Annotated in this window: 18 protein-coding genes and 2 tRNA genes; 6 read left to right on the top strand and 14 right to left on the bottom strand. The window is 34.8% G+C overall.

Going from position 1 to position 17912, the window contains the following annotated elements; all coding sequences use genetic code 11:
* Nucleotides 1-2 precede the first annotated feature (2 nt).
* Complete coding sequence (locus Q0X52_RS06805) at nt 3-836, bottom strand: hypothetical protein (RefSeq protein ID WP_297576372.1); 834 nt, start codon at nt 834-836, stop codon at nt 3-5.
* Nucleotides 833-1744 (bottom strand): endolytic transglycosylase MltG, encoded by a 912-nt coding sequence (gene mltG / locus Q0X52_RS06800; protein ID WP_297576370.1) that lies wholly within the window; start codon nt 1742-1744, stop codon nt 833-835. Before mltG ends, Q0X52_RS06805 begins: the two co-directional genes overlap by 4 nt.
* Here mltG and Q0X52_RS06795 point away from each other — a divergent pair.
* The 5 genes from Q0X52_RS06795 to Q0X52_RS06775 all read left to right on the top strand — a co-directional run bounded on the left by Q0X52_RS06795 (nt 1734) and on the right by Q0X52_RS06775 (nt 6345).
* Nucleotides 1734-4286, top strand: a complete 2553-nt coding sequence (locus Q0X52_RS06795; RefSeq protein ID WP_297576368.1) for an AsmA-like C-terminal domain-containing protein — start codon at nt 1734-1736, stop codon at nt 4284-4286. The two genes, mltG and Q0X52_RS06795, sit on opposite strands and share 11 nt — an antisense overlap.
* Nucleotides 4287-4294: 8 nt before the next feature.
* The gene (locus Q0X52_RS06790; protein WP_297576366.1) at nt 4295-5368 is read left to right on the top strand and encodes a tyrosine-type recombinase/integrase; all 1074 of its coding nucleotides are present in this window, start codon (nt 4295-4297) and stop codon (nt 5366-5368) included.
* A 221-nt stretch (nt 5369-5589) separates the two neighbouring features.
* Nucleotides 5590-5814: a hypothetical protein gene (locus tag Q0X52_RS06785; protein WP_297576364.1), complete on the top strand. Its 225-nt coding sequence runs from the start codon at nt 5590-5592 to the stop codon at nt 5812-5814.
* Nucleotides 5815-5873: 59 nt separating this feature from the next.
* Nucleotides 5874-6080: a hypothetical protein gene (locus Q0X52_RS06780; protein ID WP_297576362.1), complete on the top strand. Its 207-nt coding sequence runs from the start codon at nt 5874-5876 to the stop codon at nt 6078-6080.
* Nucleotides 6070-6345, top strand: a complete 276-nt coding sequence (locus tag Q0X52_RS06775) for a type II toxin-antitoxin system RelE/ParE family toxin (RefSeq protein WP_297576360.1) — start codon at nt 6070-6072, stop codon at nt 6343-6345. The genes Q0X52_RS06780 and Q0X52_RS06775 overlap by 11 nt, the downstream gene beginning before the upstream one ends.
* Before the next feature lie 196 nt (nt 6346-6541).
* Here the strand turns inward: Q0X52_RS06775 and Q0X52_RS06770 are convergent.
* The 12 genes from Q0X52_RS06770 to Q0X52_RS06715 all read right to left on the bottom strand — a co-directional run bounded on the left by Q0X52_RS06770 (nt 6542) and on the right by Q0X52_RS06715 (nt 16990).
* Nucleotides 6542-6616, bottom strand: a tRNA-Met gene (locus tag Q0X52_RS06770).
* 11 nt (nt 6617-6627) lie between these two features.
* Nucleotides 6628-6702 (bottom strand) — tRNA-Gln (locus Q0X52_RS06765).
* A gap of 281 nt (nt 6703-6983) precedes the next feature.
* A complete protein-coding gene (locus Q0X52_RS06760; protein ID WP_297576358.1) occupies nt 6984-7784 on the bottom strand; it encodes a transporter substrate-binding domain-containing protein in 801 nt (266 codons plus the stop codon).
* A 96-nt stretch (nt 7785-7880) separates the two neighbouring features.
* Nucleotides 7881-8681 (bottom strand): transporter substrate-binding domain-containing protein, encoded by an 801-nt coding sequence (locus Q0X52_RS06755; RefSeq protein ID WP_297576356.1) that lies wholly within the window; start codon nt 8679-8681, stop codon nt 7881-7883.
* A gap of 122 nt (nt 8682-8803) precedes the next feature.
* Complete coding sequence (nikR, locus tag Q0X52_RS06750) at nt 8804-9223, bottom strand: nickel-responsive transcriptional regulator NikR (RefSeq protein WP_297576354.1); 420 nt, start codon at nt 9221-9223, stop codon at nt 8804-8806.
* A gap of 3 nt (nt 9224-9226) precedes the next feature.
* Nucleotides 9227-11035 carry a menaquinone biosynthesis decarboxylase gene (locus tag Q0X52_RS06745; RefSeq protein ID WP_297576352.1) on the bottom strand — a complete coding sequence of 603 codons (1809 nt, stop codon included), beginning with the start codon at nt 11033-11035 and terminating at the stop codon, nt 9227-9229.
* Nucleotides 11035-11973, bottom strand: a complete 939-nt coding sequence (gene hemC, locus Q0X52_RS06740; RefSeq protein ID WP_297576350.1) for a hydroxymethylbilane synthase — start codon at nt 11971-11973, stop codon at nt 11035-11037. The genes Q0X52_RS06745 and hemC overlap by 1 nt, the downstream gene beginning before the upstream one ends.
* A complete protein-coding gene (locus Q0X52_RS06735) occupies nt 11948-12361 on the bottom strand; it encodes a hypothetical protein (RefSeq protein ID WP_297576349.1) in 414 nt (137 codons plus the stop codon). Before Q0X52_RS06735 ends, hemC begins: the two co-directional genes overlap by 26 nt.
* On the bottom strand, nt 12355-14064 hold the full coding sequence (locus Q0X52_RS06730) for a proline--tRNA ligase (RefSeq protein ID WP_297576347.1): 1710 nt from the start codon (nt 14062-14064) through the stop codon (nt 12355-12357). Before Q0X52_RS06730 ends, Q0X52_RS06735 begins: the two co-directional genes overlap by 7 nt.
* Nucleotides 14054-15361 carry a glutamyl-tRNA reductase gene (gene hemA / locus Q0X52_RS06725; RefSeq protein ID WP_297576345.1) on the bottom strand — a complete coding sequence of 436 codons (1308 nt, stop codon included), beginning with the start codon at nt 15359-15361 and terminating at the stop codon, nt 14054-14056. Before hemA ends, Q0X52_RS06730 begins: the two co-directional genes overlap by 11 nt.
* The gene (locus Q0X52_RS06720) at nt 15361-16263 is read right to left on the bottom strand and encodes a polyprenyl synthetase family protein (RefSeq protein WP_297576343.1); all 903 of its coding nucleotides are present in this window, start codon (nt 16261-16263) and stop codon (nt 15361-15363) included. Before Q0X52_RS06720 ends, hemA begins: the two co-directional genes overlap by 1 nt.
* Before the next feature lie 94 nt (nt 16264-16357).
* A complete protein-coding gene (locus tag Q0X52_RS06715; protein ID WP_297576341.1) occupies nt 16358-16990 on the bottom strand; it encodes an HAD family hydrolase in 633 nt (210 codons plus the stop codon).
* Nucleotides 16991-17103: 113 nt separating this feature from the next.
* Here Q0X52_RS06715 and rbr point away from each other — a divergent pair, with 113 nt between their 5' ends.
* Nucleotides 17104-17691 (top strand): rubrerythrin, encoded by a 588-nt coding sequence (gene rbr, locus Q0X52_RS06710; RefSeq protein ID WP_297576339.1) that lies wholly within the window; start codon nt 17104-17106, stop codon nt 17689-17691.
* The last annotated feature ends 221 nt before the right edge of the window (nt 17692-17912 follow it).

Genomic DNA, 17912 nt, shown 5'->3' with positions numbered 1-17912 from the left:
CCTTAGAGCTTTGCTAAAGTTAGATCTAGCTCTTTTTTGATGGTCTCTAGGCAAATATCATCTTTTAATATCTTGCTAACTCCATCTTTACAAAGCTCAACTCTTCTTCCAAAATAATATCCATCATTATAGACAGAGGCTATTACAACTTTTTTATGCAAAATTGCCTCTATCATCTTATAGATCGCACCAGCTGGCGCAAAATAGGCTGAAGTTTTTGTAAGCTCTGTTATTTTAGCGCCACCCGTTATGACCTCTTTTTCAAAAGGCTCTTTTTTACTTTTTTCTATCTCCTCTTGATAGACAAAGCTCATCTTATCGTTATGAAGACCCAAGATATAGGGCAACTTCTTTTTACCAACAAGCTCTTTATATGCAATAGCTGCCCTTGCGCTATCTAGCTCGCCAGCCATTCCGATGACTCTTTTTGGATCAAATCCACCCTCTTTTTGCATTACAAAAGTAAGAATATCTACAGGATTGCTAACTACGATGATGAGTGGATTGGAGTTTAGCTTTTTGATATTTATGGCTATCTCTTTGATGATTTTGGCATTTATACTCAAAAGCTCATCTCTGCTTTGCCCTACTTTTCTAGTAACTCCAGCAGTAATTACAAAAATATCAAACTTCTTTAGCTCTTCATAGTCACTAGTTGCAAAAACATCGACCTCCTTGCCCAAAATCGTTGCCATAGTCAAGAGATCTTTTGCCCTTCCCTTTGCAAAGTCTAGGGACAGATCAACCAACGCTATACTTTTGCAAATTCCACTATTTATAAGCAATGAAGCTGTTGCACTTCCTATGTTTCCGCTACCAATTATGGCTATTTTCATCTCTCTCTCCCTTTTTTGATTGTTTTTAAATGTTCATTATAGCTTTTTGTAAAGATATGTTTACCACTCTTTTTATCTCTCATAAAATACAAAAACTCACTCTCTATCGGCTCTATAGCAGCGATAATCGCCTCTTTTGAGACAACACAAACTACCTCTTTTGGAAGTCCGTAGTTAAGATAGGTGTTGTAACTTGAGCTATCATTTCTAATCCTCTCTGGTGTGATTTTTTGGTTAGAGTAGATGCCATAGTTTAACGAGCCATCCATTTGAAGGCGCATTCCCCTTTTTAGTCTATTGTCAATTACTGATGAGACAACTCTCATCTCATCAACACCTGCCGCCTCTTTTTGTATGATTGAGGCCTTTATCAAAACCTCTTTCCATCTATCCCAGCTAAACTCACCGCCAATTAACTTCTCATATGTTTTTTTGTGAAATGCAAAAGAGTAGTTTATAAGATGTTTAATGCTCTCTTGATATCTGCTACCTTTGGCTACACTAAAGGTCTGAGGCACTAAAAAGCCCTCATAAAAAGGGGCACTTTTATTGTAGTCAAGCTCAATATCTTGCAAACTAACATCATATTTTTTGGCTAAATTTGACAAAAACAGCACCGTTGTATCGCCAGGAATAAGGACAATATCCTCCATAACAGGCTTTGCAGTGGTGAGTTTATAGAAAAAATCTATCTTTGGCAAATTGCTCTTTTCTAGGTTTAAAAAGCCCTGTTTTGGTGTGCCAAGTCTAGCCAAAATGCAGGGATCAATTGGCGTTTTATTTATATTTTCATTAGGCAAATTGGCTATAATTTGTCTTATTGAGCCCTGTTTTATAAAAATCTCTTTATCAAAATGTGTAGCTCTTGTTAGATCATAAAGAAAAGTTAGGAGAATAATGAAGATCATCTCGGCAATTACAACAGCTACTCTATATATCTCAATCACGCTCTTAGTTCTACTTTCTACAATTTTTGTCCTCTTAAGCGGTGGCGTAAAAATCTCACATTTAAACTTCAGAGGGCTATTTATAGAGCAATTATATATTAAATTTGATAATAAACTTATAGTAGATATAAAAAAGTTAGATATCCCGCTTACCATAAAGAAAAAAGAGAAAAGCTCAAAAGAGTCAATTGTAAATTTGGTAAAAAGCTTTCCTTTGATAGAGAAAAACTTCAAATTTGTAAATTTAGAGGAGCTAAAAGTTGGCGACTCCAATATGAAACTCCTCTACAAAGAGGATACTTTTTATATAGACAACGACCTTTTAAGAGTAGATTTGAAATTTAACCTTACAAAAGTTGGCTTTTTTACAAAGATATTGGAGCTAAATTTGAAAGATTTTGATCTTAGTGCAAATGGCGAAGCACTGCTTAATTTAGCAGATGAGAGATACAACTTCAAGGGCTTTTTCAAAACTCATGAGATTGAGGGCGATGCTGAGATAGATATAGACAAAGAGCTACTTTTTTATAGCATAAAAAATGCCAAAGCGACCTCTTTAAGGCGGTTTATGAATGAACTTGGCATAAAAACAGGGCTAAACAGAGAGATAAATAGCTGGATTTATGGCAAAAACTTAGCCAAACATTATGAGATAGAGTATCTAAATGGCAAAATAGATTTAGCAACCAATAACTATCATTTAGACGATATGGAGGGAAGTGCCTATGCATCAGAACTTGAAGTCTATTTTCAAAAGAAAATTGCCCCTGTAAAGATAGAAAAAGCGCATGTCAAACTCAAAAATAGCAACCTAATTATAGAGCCTAAAAATGGCTACTATAAGGAGAAAAATCTCTTTGGAAGCTATGTAGTGATAAACCATCTTTTTGGCAACAAAGAGGCAAATATCATCATCGACCTAAAGACAGATGGCACGCTTGATGATGATATTTTAGAGATTGTAAAGAGCTATCACATAAACCTGCCCGTAAAGCAGCTAAGCGGCATTTCCAAATCCCACCTCATACTAAATCTCAACCTCTCAAACCTCCATTTGCGAGCCAATGGCTCTTTTGAACTCTATGATAGTGAGCTTTTACTTGGAGGAGCTAAGTTTAAAAGCCAAAAGACAACTGTTTTTTTAGAAAACTCAACAAATATCTATGTCAAAGACTCAGATCTCTCTATGGATATTTTTAATGCAACAGCAAATGGCAAGATTGACGCACAAAAAAAAGAGGGGGAGTTTGATCTGAAATTTAAAAATATCTCGATAAAAGATGGCGACTTTTCTATCCTTCAAGCGGACAATATCAACTCAAAACTAACCATTGACTTTAAAAAAGATATAGAGATAAATTTAGCCGCCCTTGGAATGAAGCTCTTTATAGATAAGATAAGTACCATAAAAATAGACTCACTTTCTACCATACTCCCCTATTCTGCGCTTTTAAAGAGTCTAAATTTCAAAGATGGCAAACTCACAATAACAAGCAGCGACTTTAAAAAGCTAGATGTTGCCATAGATGAGGCCAAATTTAAGTTTCCATTTTTGCAGACAAAAAGTGGCAAAAGCTATGAACAAGATGATATAAAAGTTGCAATTGCAGATAAAAGTGTAATCCTTAAGACAAAAAGTAACTATCTCTCTTTTGATGTGCAAAATGGGCAAAAATCACTCTTTCTTAAAGATATCGACTTTGTTTTTGCAAAAAGCGAAAAAGGGAGTTTTTCCTCTTTAAATTTGGCAGTAGCTGGAGAAAACTCAAATATCATCTTAAAAGATTTAAACAAAACTCTGATTTTATCAAGCTATCAAGGCAAGATCGATGGCAAAGATATCAACATGACTGCCAAGCTAAATGACAGCAATATTAAATTTTGGCTAAATGAAGCTAAATTTGAAGTTTTGGCAAATAACATCTCAGGCAAAAGCGCCAATCTTTTCATAGGTAGCAATATGTTTGATGGCGGACTTTTAAATTTCAAGATAGTTGGCGAGAGCTTTGAGAAGTTTAAAGGAAGCATAGATATCAGAAATAGCTATCTTAAACAATACAAATACTACCAGCAACTTCTCTCATTTTTAGACAGCATACCAGCCATTATCAAGCTAAAGGGAGCGGATTTTAACAATAAGGGCTTCTCCATAAAACATGGCGAAGTTTTTTTTGAAAAAAATGGTGGGATTTTGGAGATAAAAGCTATAAATTTAAAAGGAACAAGCGCTGATGTAGGCGGGCTTGGGACAATTGATTTTGATAAAAACAATATCGATGTAAAACTAGAGATAAGATATCTAAAAGATGCCTCCAGTATCATAAAAAATATTCCACTTTTAAACCAAATCATTCTTGGAAAAGATAGAAAAATCTCTACAATAGTCCAAATTTATGGAACTCTTGAAGAGCCGCAATACAAAACAAATGTAGGTGTCGATCTAATAAATACGCCATTTAATCTCATGAAAAACATCATTGAGCTGCCTGCAAATATTTTTTAGGAGAGAGTATGAAATACAAACTTGACTTTAAAGAGAGCTTTTATGACTCGCTACTTTTTTGGCTAACTCGCTATGTCAGATATAAACTAAGCTCTCTTTCAAACAAGGAGTTAGAGGATAGAATGGCACTAGCTAGTGCAAATGTGAGCCTTACAAAGGGAACTTCAACTATCGAAGAGTTAGATGGTATCGTAAAACAGGCAAGAAATGCTGGGATAAGCGGCATAAATACATACTTCAATCCACTAAAAAAGGTCTTTGAACTACTAAATTACTACGGACTTACTAGCCTAAAACAGATAAATGAGGAGCTTTTAAGTGAAGTTTTGGCAACTGCAACGGGAACTCTAAGCGATGCAACGAAAAAAAACTATCGCATAGCGGTTATTAATTTTTTTAGTTATCTGGATAGACAAAATGACGATAATGGCTCATCTTATACCTTTGCAATAGAGCTCAAAAACTGGGGTGGTGTGACAGGACGAAGTGGGCAAAAGCTGCCTGAGTTTATGAGTGAAGAGGAGTTGATGAGATTTTTAAAAGCTGTTGATGAGGTGGAGTTTAAAAGCAACACCCACAGAAATAAGCTTATCATCAAAATCATCATCTACACAGGAGTAAGAGTTAGTGAAGCGCTTGGAATAAGACAAAAAGATATCTTGCTAGATGGCGGCAACTATATCATCAAAATAAGGGGCAAAGGCAATAAATACAGAGTTGTTATGATAAAAGAACATCTTATAAAGGAGCATTTAGACTCACTCCTTATCAACTACAAAAACAGCGACGGCTATCTCTTTGTCAATAGAAACGGCGGAAAACTCACTCAAGCATATGTTAGCAGACTGGTTGAACAGATTCTTTTTGGAGCTGGGATTAGAAAAGAGAAAAATGGAGCACATATGCTTAGACACACATTTGCTACGATGCTCTATAGAAAACAAAAAGATCTAATTTTGGTTCAAGAAGCACTTGGTCACGCTAGTTTGGATACATCGCGTATCTATACACACTTTGATAGTGACAACTTAAAACTTGTAGCAAAGATAGCAGAAAATTTTGCAAATGAAAAAGAGAAATAGCTAGAGAGAAATGCTAAATATATAGAGATTATTTGGCATTTTATACATTTTATTGGTGTTGAGCTAAATTTGATAAAAGATAAATTAAATGGTGATTTGGTTGCAGAGGAAGGGCTTAAACCTCTGGAGAAATTTGTGCTATAAAAACTATCACCAAAGCACCATTTTATAGCTATTTAAGTCTAAACTTGCTACTATTTTTGAAATTTAAAGGAGCTACAATGACTGTTAATTTAACTCTTAATAATATAGACGATAAAATGCTAGATATCATCAAGTCTGTTGTCAATCTTCGCCAGGGTAGCTCTGTTGATATAGAAGAAATTTATACTGAAAAATTTGTTAAAAATATGAAAGAGTGTGAAGAAGAATTTAAAAGCGGTAAATTTGAAAAATATGAAACTTTTGAAGATTATGAAAAGGCTATGGATAGTTTAGATAGCTAAATTTTCTATTTTTGTATCTTCAAAAGTTTCATATTTTTGAAATTTAAAGGAGTTGTAACATGATTTTATCTATTGAAAATGATGAGTTTTTACATAGTCTTAATAGTGATGATAAAAAAATAGTTGAAAAAGCAATAGATTTGTATTATGATTTTTTAGACTATCAAGATACTTTAAGGATAAAAAAAGCTATTGAAAATGGCACTATGAAAACAATTCCATCAAATGAAGTTTTTAAAAGATTAGATAAAAAACATGCAAATTGAATTCACTCAAGAAGCAAGTAATTTTTTAGAAAGTCTTAATAAAAAAGAGTATGAAAAAGTAAAAAATAAGTTTTTATATCTTTGTAGTAACTATGAAGTTTTAAAAACTAGTAAAAATATAACTCCTCTTGTTGGCTTTTCGAATGTTTATAGATATAAAATTTCTGATAACATTAGGGCTATTTTTGAAATAAAAGATGATAAAATCACTATTTTAATTTTAAAAATTTCTTATAGAAAAGATATTTATAATTTTAAAAAATAGGCTTAATTTTATTTTAAAAAGCTTTCTATCTCTGGATTTTTAATTTCATTTGATATTACAAATGTTTTTCTTATATCTTTGTTTTGGAGATATTTTACTATCTATCTTTATAAGCTTAAGCAAATATAAGAGTAGTAAAAAATTAAATATTAAGAATGATTTAAGTATTCTTTAAAACATCGATAAAATGGCGGTTTGGTTGCAGAGGAAGGACTTGAACCTCCGACCTTCGGGTTATGAGCCCGACGAGCTACCACTGCTCTACTCTGCGTCAAATTTGAGTGGATGGGGTAAGAGGATTCGAACCTCTGAATGTCAGGACCAAAACCTGATGCCTTACCGCTTGGCTATACCCCAATGCTTTTAAATAAAAATGTATTATAACTACAAATATATCAAATGTCAAGTAAAACTAGAAATTTACACTTTTAAATTTCATATCATAAATTTAAACTAAACTAAATCATTGATTTATAGAATGTCTATAATAAATACTAAATTTCACTATGAGTTAAATTTCATATATGAAATTTAAAGTAAAAAAGCAGCTAAATTTCAAACCAAAAAGTAGAAAAAGGTTAATTTTAGATTATCTATAAAAGCCAAGATAGTTCCACAAAGGGAACTATCTTTTAGAGTTAAAAAATATTGTAGATGTCTAGCAAGAAATATTTTTGTTCTGCGGTGCCTTTGTAGAAAGGATCTATTGTATCTTTAAAGCTATTTCTAAAAAATCCCTCTTTACTAAGGCTTACTAAAGTATTATTTACAAAGTCTAGTAGTTCTTTGTTGCCTTTAGCAACACCAACTCCCAAGAAATCAGACTTGCCTAAGTTTTTGATATTGACCTCTACGGTTCTGTCAATAACTGGATAGGCCAAAACTATCAAGTTATCATTTGCGTAGGCATCACCTGCGCCGTCTTTTAACATCTTGTAGCAAGCGTTTGAGTTTGGACATTTAACAGTTGTATAGCCTCTTTGGTTAAAGTAGTTTTGTGCTGTAGTGCCGTTTTCTACGATAACCTTCTTACCTCTAAGCTCCTCTTCTTTGTGAATATTGCTCTCTTTTTTAGTTAGCACACCGATATTTACAGAGAAGTAAGGAAACGAAAAGTCAATTCCTTTGGCTCTCTCATCAGTAATTGTATAAGTTGCAATAAGAAGATCTATCAAATTGTCTTGCAAAAATTTACTTCGTTCGGAAGCTTGTACAGGAACAAACTGCACTTTACCATCTTTGGCATTAAAGATGTGTTTGGCTATGGAATTTGCAAAGTCAATCTCAAAGCCAGAGAACGTCCCATCTCTAAGCTCTCCAAATGGTGGCTGCTCTGTAAAAACACCAACTCTTAAAACGCCTTTGCTTTTTATCTCAGATAGGGTATTACCAAATAAGTTACCAACAATTAGTGCTAAGCACAACAAAAACCTTTTCATTATATCTCCTATGATAATTTAAATTTCAAAATAAGTAATAAATTTATAGATAGTTTAGATAGCCCAAAAAAGGGGCTATCATTGTCTTTAAAAGTGTCAGAAAATATTATAGATGTCTAGCAAGAAGTATTTTTCCTCAATTGTGCCTTTGTAGAAAGGATCTATTGTATTTTGGAAACTGTCTCTAAAAAATCCCTCTTTGTTGAGGCTTACTAAAGCGTTATTTACCACATCAAGCAGCTCTTTATTACCTTTAGCAACACCAACTCCCAAGAAATTAGACTTACCTAAGTTTTTGATATTGACCTCTACAGTTCTGTCAATAATCGGATAGACTAAAACTATCAAATTGTCATTTGCGTAGGCATCACCTGCGCCGTCTTTTAACATCTTGTAGCAAGCATTTGAGTTTGGACATTTAACAGTTTTATAGCCTCTTGATGCAAAATAGCTCTTTGCTACAGCACTATCTTCTACTATAATTGTCTTTCCTCTAAGCTCTTCTTGCTTCTGAATGTTACTATCTTTTCTAGTAAGCACACCGATATTTACAGAGAAATAAGGAAATGAAAAATCAACTACCTTAGCTCTCTCGTCGGTGATTATGTAGCCTGCCATTATCAAATCAACAGTATTTTCTATCAAAAACTTCTCTCTTTGAGGAACTTCTACAGATACAAACTCTACTTTGCCATTTTTGCCTTGAAAGATATGTTTGGCAATAGCTTTTGCAAAGTCAATTTCAAAGCCAACAAATGCCCCATCTCTAAGCTCTCCAAATGGTGGTTCATCTGCAAAAACACCAACTCTTAAAACGCCTTTGCTTTTTATCTCAGATAGCGTATTTGCAAACAAGCTACCAACAAGAAGCAATAAGCATAATGCAATCTTTTTCATGTTTCCCTATCCTGTATGATTTATCATATCTTTGCATAAACAAATATAATCAATTTCATAAGTTGCAAGTATAACATATTTTATTAAATAGCTTGAGTGAAATTTAATAAATCCGTTTATGACTAAGTATCTGGTATGCCTATCTTTGAGAGTTCTGCTAGCTTAACACTCTTTAATCCTCTTATCTTATCGGCAAATTTAAGTATATCTTTACCTTTGCCCTTTAAAATAGAGGTTTCAAGACAATTTCTTGCATCTATATGGACATGAGTTGTGCAAACTATCTCAATAGTGTTGATAGCATCATGCTCAATATTCATCTTTTTTTCTACAAGTTCGTTTTGATGATGATCGTAGATAATGGTTAGAACGCCAATTAGCCTCTCTTCACTCATCTCCCACTCACTCTCAACTGAGAGCTTTCTGATTAAATCCCTTGTAAGTTCGCTTCTGGAAGCATATCCCTTTTTAATGACTAGCTCATCTAGTTTTTTTAAAAGATCCTTTGTAAGCGAAACGCTGTATCTAATGATTTGATCCATTTTTTACCCCATTATTTCATATTTTTTGAAAAATTCCTTATCATCTTCGATAAGTCCCTTTTTTATAAGTTCCTCTATCACACTTTTTGTGCAATTAACCTCTTTTGGCCACTCCCTATCGTAGCCCTCCCAACTGCTTTTTGAAGTTGCGTCTATACAAATTTGAAGCTCATCTATATAGATATCTCGCTTGGCATCGATACTATTTACTATACGCCAAACGCTCATATAGACATTGTTTATATCGTTGTTTGGATCTATAAAAATCAATATCCTAAAGTGCTGCCTCAAGGCTAAAAGCTCGTTAAATAGCTCTTTGACTGCTCTTTTTTTATCATAGTTTATGAGTATGATTGGATTTTTACTCTTGGTAAAATAGTGTTTTAAATTTAAAATATTATCATCTATTTTTTTAAATTTAGCAAGCAATTCTTTGTCATCCAAAAGCAAGACTCCATCTTTGGTGCTATCAAAAGTTGCATCAACTCCAAGCTTGCCACCATAGCAGCTATTTGGACTAGCGTGATCTAGCTGGTCACACATCCCCTCAGAAATCAACAAATTTTTAGGGCTAATCCTATCCAAAACATACCTGCCAAGCTCTTCGTAGTCTGTAAGAGCTGGCGCTTCTTTTGGAACAAAAATGGCATGTTTTACAAAACTCATCTGCCCAACTCCCCAAAAAGCGTGCATAAGCTGTTTTGCATGACCTGGATAGATGGCATTCATCTTAGCTAAAATGAGATTGTGAAAGACACCATTTTCAGGCATATTGTAGTCAATTAGATCTGGAGTTACATTTTTTAGAAGTGGCAAAAAAATCCTCTCAGTTGCATAGCCCATATATTTGTCTTCCAAAGGCGGTTTTCCTACAACTGTCGCATGAAAAATTGGGTCTTTTTTGTGAGTTATCGCCTCAACTCTCATCACAGGAAATGGAAGTATCGGAGTGTAATAACCCGTATGATCGCCAAATGGACCCTCATTTTCCAACTCATTTGGATCTACATAGCCCTCTATAACATAGTCACAATCATATGGTATAAAGATCCCATTTGTAAGGGACTTGACAACTCTTGCCGCTCTTTTTCTTATAAATCCATAAAGCAAAAGCTCAAAAATACCTTTTGGCAAAGGTGCTTGACCGCACCAAATATAGAGCGGATCGCCACCAATTGCCACACTTACTGGCATTTTTAAACCAGCCTCTTTATACTCATTGAAAAAATTTGCGCCATCTTTGTGTATCTGCCAATGCATGCCAAGGCGATTTTTGTCATAGACTTGAAGTCTATACATACCTAAATTTTGCGCATTGCCATTTAGGCTCTTTGTATAGACCTGTCCCATTGTTATGAAAGGACCGCCATCATCTTGCCACGTTGTAAGAGTTGGCAACTCATAAAGATCGACCTCACTTCCAAATTTTTTTATCTCTTGGCACTCGCCCTCGCCCTTTAGCTTTTTTACAAAGAGATGTCTAAAGGAGAGAAGTTTTGTGAAAAAGTCGATTTTTTCTATGATATTTTTTGGCTTTTTAGGCTTTAAAATCTCTTCAATCTCCTTTGCAATTAAATCTGGAGTCTTTTCAAAGACTAGCTCAACTGCTTTCATACTGCCAAATGTATTGGCAAAAACAGGTGGATAGACTCGACCACTTCTATCTACTGGCTTGGTAAATAAAAGTGCTTTAGAGTCATCTTTTTTGACCTCAATATAGGCGATGTGACCTAACTGCAAATTTATATCTACAGGCTCATCAACTACCTTTAAAAGCCCCGCTTCTTTAAATTTGTCTATCCACTCTCTCATTATAAAAGCTCACTTCCCATCTTCAAAGCCTCATCTAAAAGCTCTCTTGCCCCATTTTGGATAAACTCATCTGCAAGTTTTTTGCCAAATTTGTGGCACTCATCTATAGAGATAGTTCTTTGCTCTTTTATAAATTTACTCGCATCTGGCATACCAACTACAGCATTTATCTCTATCTTATCGCCAATAACTTCTGCATTTATACCGATAGGAACTTGACAACCGCCATTTAAACTCTCTATAAAATCTCTCTCTATAGTTGTCTCAATAAGAGTATTTTTGTCATTTAAAAATGAGATGAGCGAGATAATCTCTTTGTCATCAACAGCCTCAATCCCAAGCGCGCCTTGCCCCATAGCAGGAATCATCTCTAGCTTTGAAAAGGGAGTTACATATCTTACTTCATCTTCCAAGCCAAGTCTTTTTATGCCAGCTTTTGCAAGTATAATGGCATCAAACTCGCCCTCTTTTAGCTTTTTTAGCCTTGTATTGACGTTGCCCCTTAAAGAGACGATATTTAGATCATCTCTTAACATAAGTAGCTGCATACGACGTCTAAGTGAGGTTGTGCCAACTTTTGCTCCCTTTGGAAGTGCAGACAGAGTGCTGTATTTTTGGCTAACAAAGGCATCTCTTTTATCCTCTCTTTTTGTAATTGCAGCCAAAACTAGCCCCTTTGGAAACTCAACAGGAACATCTTTTAGGCTATGAACGGCGATATGTGACTCGCCATTTAACATACTAGTTTGAAGCTCTTTTGTAAAAAGTCCCTTACCGCCAATCTTTGCAAGCGGAGTATCAAGTATAATATCTCCCTTTGTCTTCATACCCAAAAGCTCCACTTCAATATTGTGCTTTTTCTCTATCTCATCTTTTATATACTCACTTTGCCAAAGTGCTAAAGCGCTCTTTCTAGTTGCTATTATTATCTTTTGCATTTTTATCCTCTTCTATGATCTCAACATCTATAATATCATCATTGTCAAATTTAGCTCTACTATCGTTAAATTTATCAAACTCACTCTCTCTTTTAAACTCTCTTGGCTGTGAAAATAGCGCCCAAAGCAACATAATTGCTCCGCAAATATCTGTAAAAACTCCAGGTATCATAAGCAAAAAAGCTGCCAAAACAGTAGAAAAATTGCCGACAAAAAAGGTTATCAAAAGAGAATTTGTTAGTCTTTTGTTTCTGGAGATGATAAGGCTACCTATCACAAATGTAACCAAAGACTCCAAAAAAAAGCTACCAAAGCCAACTCGCCATATAAATAGAGTTGTAAAAAATAGCTCAACCAACAGAAGCGGTAGGAAAAATTTCTTTAGCATAGACTCTCTTTGACAAATTTAAGCACTTCATCTTTGCCAATCTCTTTTTTTATCAAACCATCGCGATAAATTAGCTCAACTAAGCCCTCTTTTAGCTTTTTGCCAACAACTATGGCATATGGAAAGCCCATAAGTTCAAACTCACTCATCTTTACACCAACTCGCTCATCTCTATCATCATAGAGCACCTCAATGCCAAGCTCCTGGCACTTTTCATAGAGTTCGTCGCTAAATTTGACCTGCTCTTCGTTTTTGGTATTTAGGTTTATAATGACAAGTTTAAAAGGTGCTATCTTTTTTGGCCAAATACAACCCTTTTCATCATGCCCTACTTCGATTGCAACTGCAAGCAGCCTGCTAACTCCTATACCATAGCAACCCATCATATATGGCGTAGTTTTGCCATTTTTGTCTAAAAATGTAGCATTCATAGCTTTGGAGTATTTATCGCCAAGCATAAAGATATGGCCAACTTCAATGCCCTTTTTTATCTCAAATTTACCGCCACATTTAAGACATCTATCTTTGGTAGTAACAGCGCTCAAATCAGCAAACCGCTCATCTTTGAAATTTATTACATTAAAGCCGATGAGATGATATCCCTCTTCATTTGCGCCACATATCAAACCTCTGCTCTCTTTAAGATCACTATCTATAAAAAACTTAATGCCATCTGGCAAATTTAGCGGCCCGCAATATCCTGCAACTAAACCTGCCTTTGCTATCTCTTCATCGCTAACATCGACTAACTCAAGTGCATTTATGGCATTTAGCGCCTTTGTCTCTTGAAGTTCGTCATCGCCTCTTACAAAAAAGACTACAATCTCGCTTTTATTTTGATAGATAGCCTTTTTTATGACGGCTTTTATGATGAAAAACTTATCAACATTGAAAAACTTAGCAAGACTATCGATAGTTGTTATGCTTGGAGTGTGAAACTTGCTTTGCATGTTATAACTTGGTGCTTCGCCGCTAAACTCTCTTTTGGCTCTCTTTGCTGTTTCGATGTTGGCACCATAATCGCACTTTGTGCAAACTACAATATCATCTTCGCCATTGTTTGCAAGAACCATAAACTCATTGCTACCACTTCCACCAATCGCTCCACTATCTGCCTCAACTATCTTAAATTTAAAGCCAAGCTCTTTAAAAATCTTGCTATAGGTCTCTTTCATAAGCAAAAACTCACGTCTTAAATCATCAACATCTGCATGAAAACTATAGCCATCTTTCATAATAAACTCTCGCCCCCTCAAAAGCCCAAATCTAGGTCTTGCCTCATCTCTAAATTTCGTATTTATCTGATAGAGATGAAGTGGGAGTTGTTTATAACTTGTGATGCGATTTTTGACCATATTTACGGCTGACTCTTCATTGGTAGGACTTAAGACAAAGTCATTGTTTTTTCTATCTTTTATCCTTAAAAGTTCCTTTCCAAATATGTCAAATCTACCACTTTCCCGCCAAAAAGTAGCTGGCGTTACAAAGCTAAAACTGACCTCTTGCGCTCCTGCTTTATCCATGTTCTCTTTGATGACTTTTGCAATATTGTCATATGCCATCTTTCCAAGTGGCAAAAGGTTATAAAGTCCGCTTCCAAGCTGCTCTATAAAACCAGCTCTTATCAAAAATTGATGACTTGGTAGCGTGGCATCTTTTGGCGCCTCTTTTGTAGTTTGTGCATAAAGTCTGCTAAATTTCATCTATATTCTCCAAATTTTCTATATCAAAATTATATCTCTCATCCTCATCATCAACCTCTATATCAAAGACCTGCTCTATGGCTCTTATGATGTTATCGCCATCATCTTCAAAGCTCAGCTCTTTTAAATTTACAGTTGGTGTGTGCAAAAATGACTTAAAAACTTGATGGATAAGCTTTCTTGACTCATCCAAATCAGATCTCTTTAGATAGCCCCTTTTTATCGCCTTTTCAAGCTCTCTATCTGCAAAATCTCTCGCTCTTTTTCTAAGAGATTTGATGATAGGAGTTGCTGCAAGTATCTTGAGCTTTTTAAAGAATTCATTTGTATCTCTACCAACAATCGCATAGGCAATCTGTGCCTGCTCCTCTCTTAGAGCCATATTTATCTTGACTATCTCTTGAAGATCATCTACGCTATAGACCTTTATCTTAACGCTCTCTGATATCTCGATATCTCGTGGCACAGCAATATCAAAAAAATACCTATCAAAATCTCTCTCTTCAATAAGCCTATTAGTAATAATTGGCTCAAGCGAACCGGTTGCTGAAAATATCAACTCATGGGAGTTTATAAGCTCTTTTAAGTGGCTAAACTCCTCTATCTCTATATTGTTTTGCAACTTCTCTTTTAGGCTTAAAGCTCTATTAAGACTTCTATTTACAACAACGACTTTAGCGCCATTTGCCAAAAGGTGCTTACAGGCAAGTTCGCTCATATCTCCAGCACCAACTACTAAAGTTTTTTTGCCATCCAGTGAGCCAAATATCTCCTTTGCTTTATTGACTGCGACACTTGAGACTGATACTGGATTTTTAGAAATTTGAGTGTTGGTTCTTACTTTGGCTGCACATTTAAATGCATATTTGACAGCTCTATTTAAATTTACGCCACAACTCCCCTGTTTGTTGGCAAATGAAAGTGCGTCTTTTAGCTGACCAACTATCTGAGTTTCGCCCACAACTAAGCTATCAAGAGAGCTTGCAACTGTAAAGAGATGATGTATCGCCCCACTTCCATAATAGAGATCGGCTCTAGCCTCAAGCTCATTAAGCGCTACGCCACTTAAAACAGAGATAGCTTTTAGTATGTAACTTTTAGAAAGCTCAATCTCACTTACAAAGGCAAAAATTTCCACTCTATTGCAAGTGCTAAGCACCAAACACTCAGCTACATTGATGTTAGAGCTTACAAGTCTTAATATCTCTTTTTTCTTGCTCTCATCTGAGAAAGAGAGTCGCTCTCTGACTGCTATATCTGTATTTTTATGAGTAAAGCTTACATTTAGGTATTGCATTAAAATGTCCTATTGACAAGGGACTCAATAATCTCAATAAGATCTTGCCTACCTTCGCCTCTAACCGCGCTTATCGCCTCATTTGCATAAAACTCTATCTCACTTAAAACCAGCTCATCTATCTTATACTCTTTAAATTTATCCTTAATAAACAAAATCTCATCGCTATTTAGCTCCTTTTTAAAAAGTGCTTTTAGCTTTTTTTTGTCATTGCTATCCAATCTTTCATAAAGATAGATATATGGCAAAGTTGTCTTGCCCTCTTTAAAGTCGCTAAATGCAGGTTTTCCAAGTGTTTGGCTACTTTGAGTTATATCTAACCAATCATCAACTATCTGAAAAGCTATGCCTAAATTTTTACCATATTTTGCATAAATTTCTGCGTCCAAACCAGCCAAAATAGCTGCTGCCTTTGTGCTACCCTCGATTAGAGCAGCAGTTTTATGATAGATCATATCTAAGTAGAGTTTTTTGTCTTCGTTAAACTCCTTGCTAAGCAAAACATCCATAAGCTCGCCAACACTAATCTTACAGACTGACTCTGAGATAGTTTGTGCGATATCTTTATCAAATTTAACAAGTTTGCTATAGGCCTTTGAGTATAAAATATCGCCAAGCATAATGGCATTTTTTGAACCAAAAAGAGCATTTGTAGAGGCACTCCCTCTCCTTGTATCGCTACTATCAATAACATCATCATGCAGCAAACTAGCGGCGTGTATCATCTCAACTATAGCTGCAAGTTTGATAGACTCATCACTTTTTTGAGCAATTTTTAAAAGTAACTTAGAACGAAGCTTTTTACCTGGTTTAATAGTAAGAAACATAGTTGTAGCGTTTTGATAGTTAAGCTCTTTTACATAGTTCAAAATCAAACTATCTATTTCATTTAAAAGTTGCATTATCTCCCTTGTGCCTTAAATTTATCTACTTTTTATCTCGTGATTTTACCTAAAAGAAGTAAAAAAAAGATAAATAAATCAATCTCTTCTCTGTCTAAATAGCAAATATATCTTCTATATATTTTTCTGCCTCATTAGAACTTTTAGCACAAAACTTAGTCTCAATTTTTAGATTAAATCCCCATAAAACATGGATATATGGCATATTTGCCTCATTTGCTGCTAGCATATCTTTTTGGCTATCTCCAACAAATATCCCCTCTTTTGCGCCAAGTGCTTTCATTGAGCTAAAAAGCATGGTTGGATCTGGCTTTTTTGGAGTTTTTTTACTCGTTCCAATGACAAAATCAAAGTATAAATTCAGGCTGTTTTTCTCTACAACATGAGTTACAGTAGTCTCTGGCGCATTGCTTGCAAGTGCCATTTTAAGCCCCTTTGCTTTGCAATATTTAAGCAGTTCAATAGCCTCTTTATAAGGTTTTGCAAAAAGATCATAATTTTTCTTAAACTCTACATTAAAAGAGTCAATCTGCTCTTTTGTAACGCTATCTAGGTTGTAAAACTCTTTTATGGGATCTTTTTTTGGATCGTTTATAGCCTTGATTATAAACTCTTTACTCAAAGGCTCTTTTAAATTCATATTTGCCCTAACGTTGTTGATAGTGTGAAATATAGCATCTGCGCTATCTATAATGGTGCCATCCATATCAAAAATAACAGCTTTCATAACTCTAATCCTTTTTTATTTTATTATAGAGTAAAGTTGTAAATTTCAAAAATAGATTGTCTTTTATCAAAAAAGTAGTATAATGATATATAAATTTAGTTAAAGGAGATATTATGAAACTAAAAGATAGCAAAACAGCTAAAAATTTAATGACAGCTTTTGCAGGTGAAACTCAGGCTTACGCAAGATATACAATGTATGCCAAAGTAGCAAGGAATGAGGGTTATGTTCAAATAAGTGAAATCTTTTTAGAGACTGCAAGAAATGAGATGGAGCATGCTAAAAGATTTTATAAATATCTAAGCGAAGAGCTTACAGGCGAGGCAGTTGGAGTAAATCAAGATGACCATTTTCCGGTAATGGTTGGCACAACTGAGCAAAACTTAAAAGCAGCTGCCAAGGGTGAAAATCATGAATGGACAGATATGTATGTTGACTTTGCAAATATCGCCAAAGAGGAGGGTTTTAGCAAGATTGCCAATACCTTTTTGCAAATAGCCAAAGTTGAAGAGGCACATGAGAAGAGATTTTTAAAACTTCTTAAAAATATCAAAGATGGCGTAGTCTTTCAAAGAGAGATGGAGACTTACTGGATTTGCCAAAATTGTGGCTACATCTACAAAGGCAAAAAAGCTCCAAAAACCTGTCCGGCCTGTGAGCATGGAATGGAGTTCTTTAAACTTTTTGTAGAGGACTATTAGAGAGTTGGTGGGGCTTTTGCCCTGCCTTTTGTTAAATTTCACTGCTTCTAAATTTCATTGCTTTTATTGAAATTTAAACTCTATATTTTGATTGTTTTGTTGAAATTTAACCACTATCCTGCTTTTAAATTTCACTGCTTTTTATAAATTTAACTATTTTTTCAAATTTAAGTGCTTTTCAAATTTAAGTGCTTTTCAAATTTAAGTGCTTTTCAAATTTA

Source organism: uncultured Campylobacter sp. (genome assembly GCF_947255105.1).
Taxonomy (GTDB): Bacteria; Campylobacterota; Campylobacteria; order Campylobacterales; family Campylobacteraceae; genus Campylobacter_B.
The sequence above is the reverse complement of the archived record's forward strand: the minus strand, read 5'-3'. Positions and strand labels throughout refer to the sequence as shown.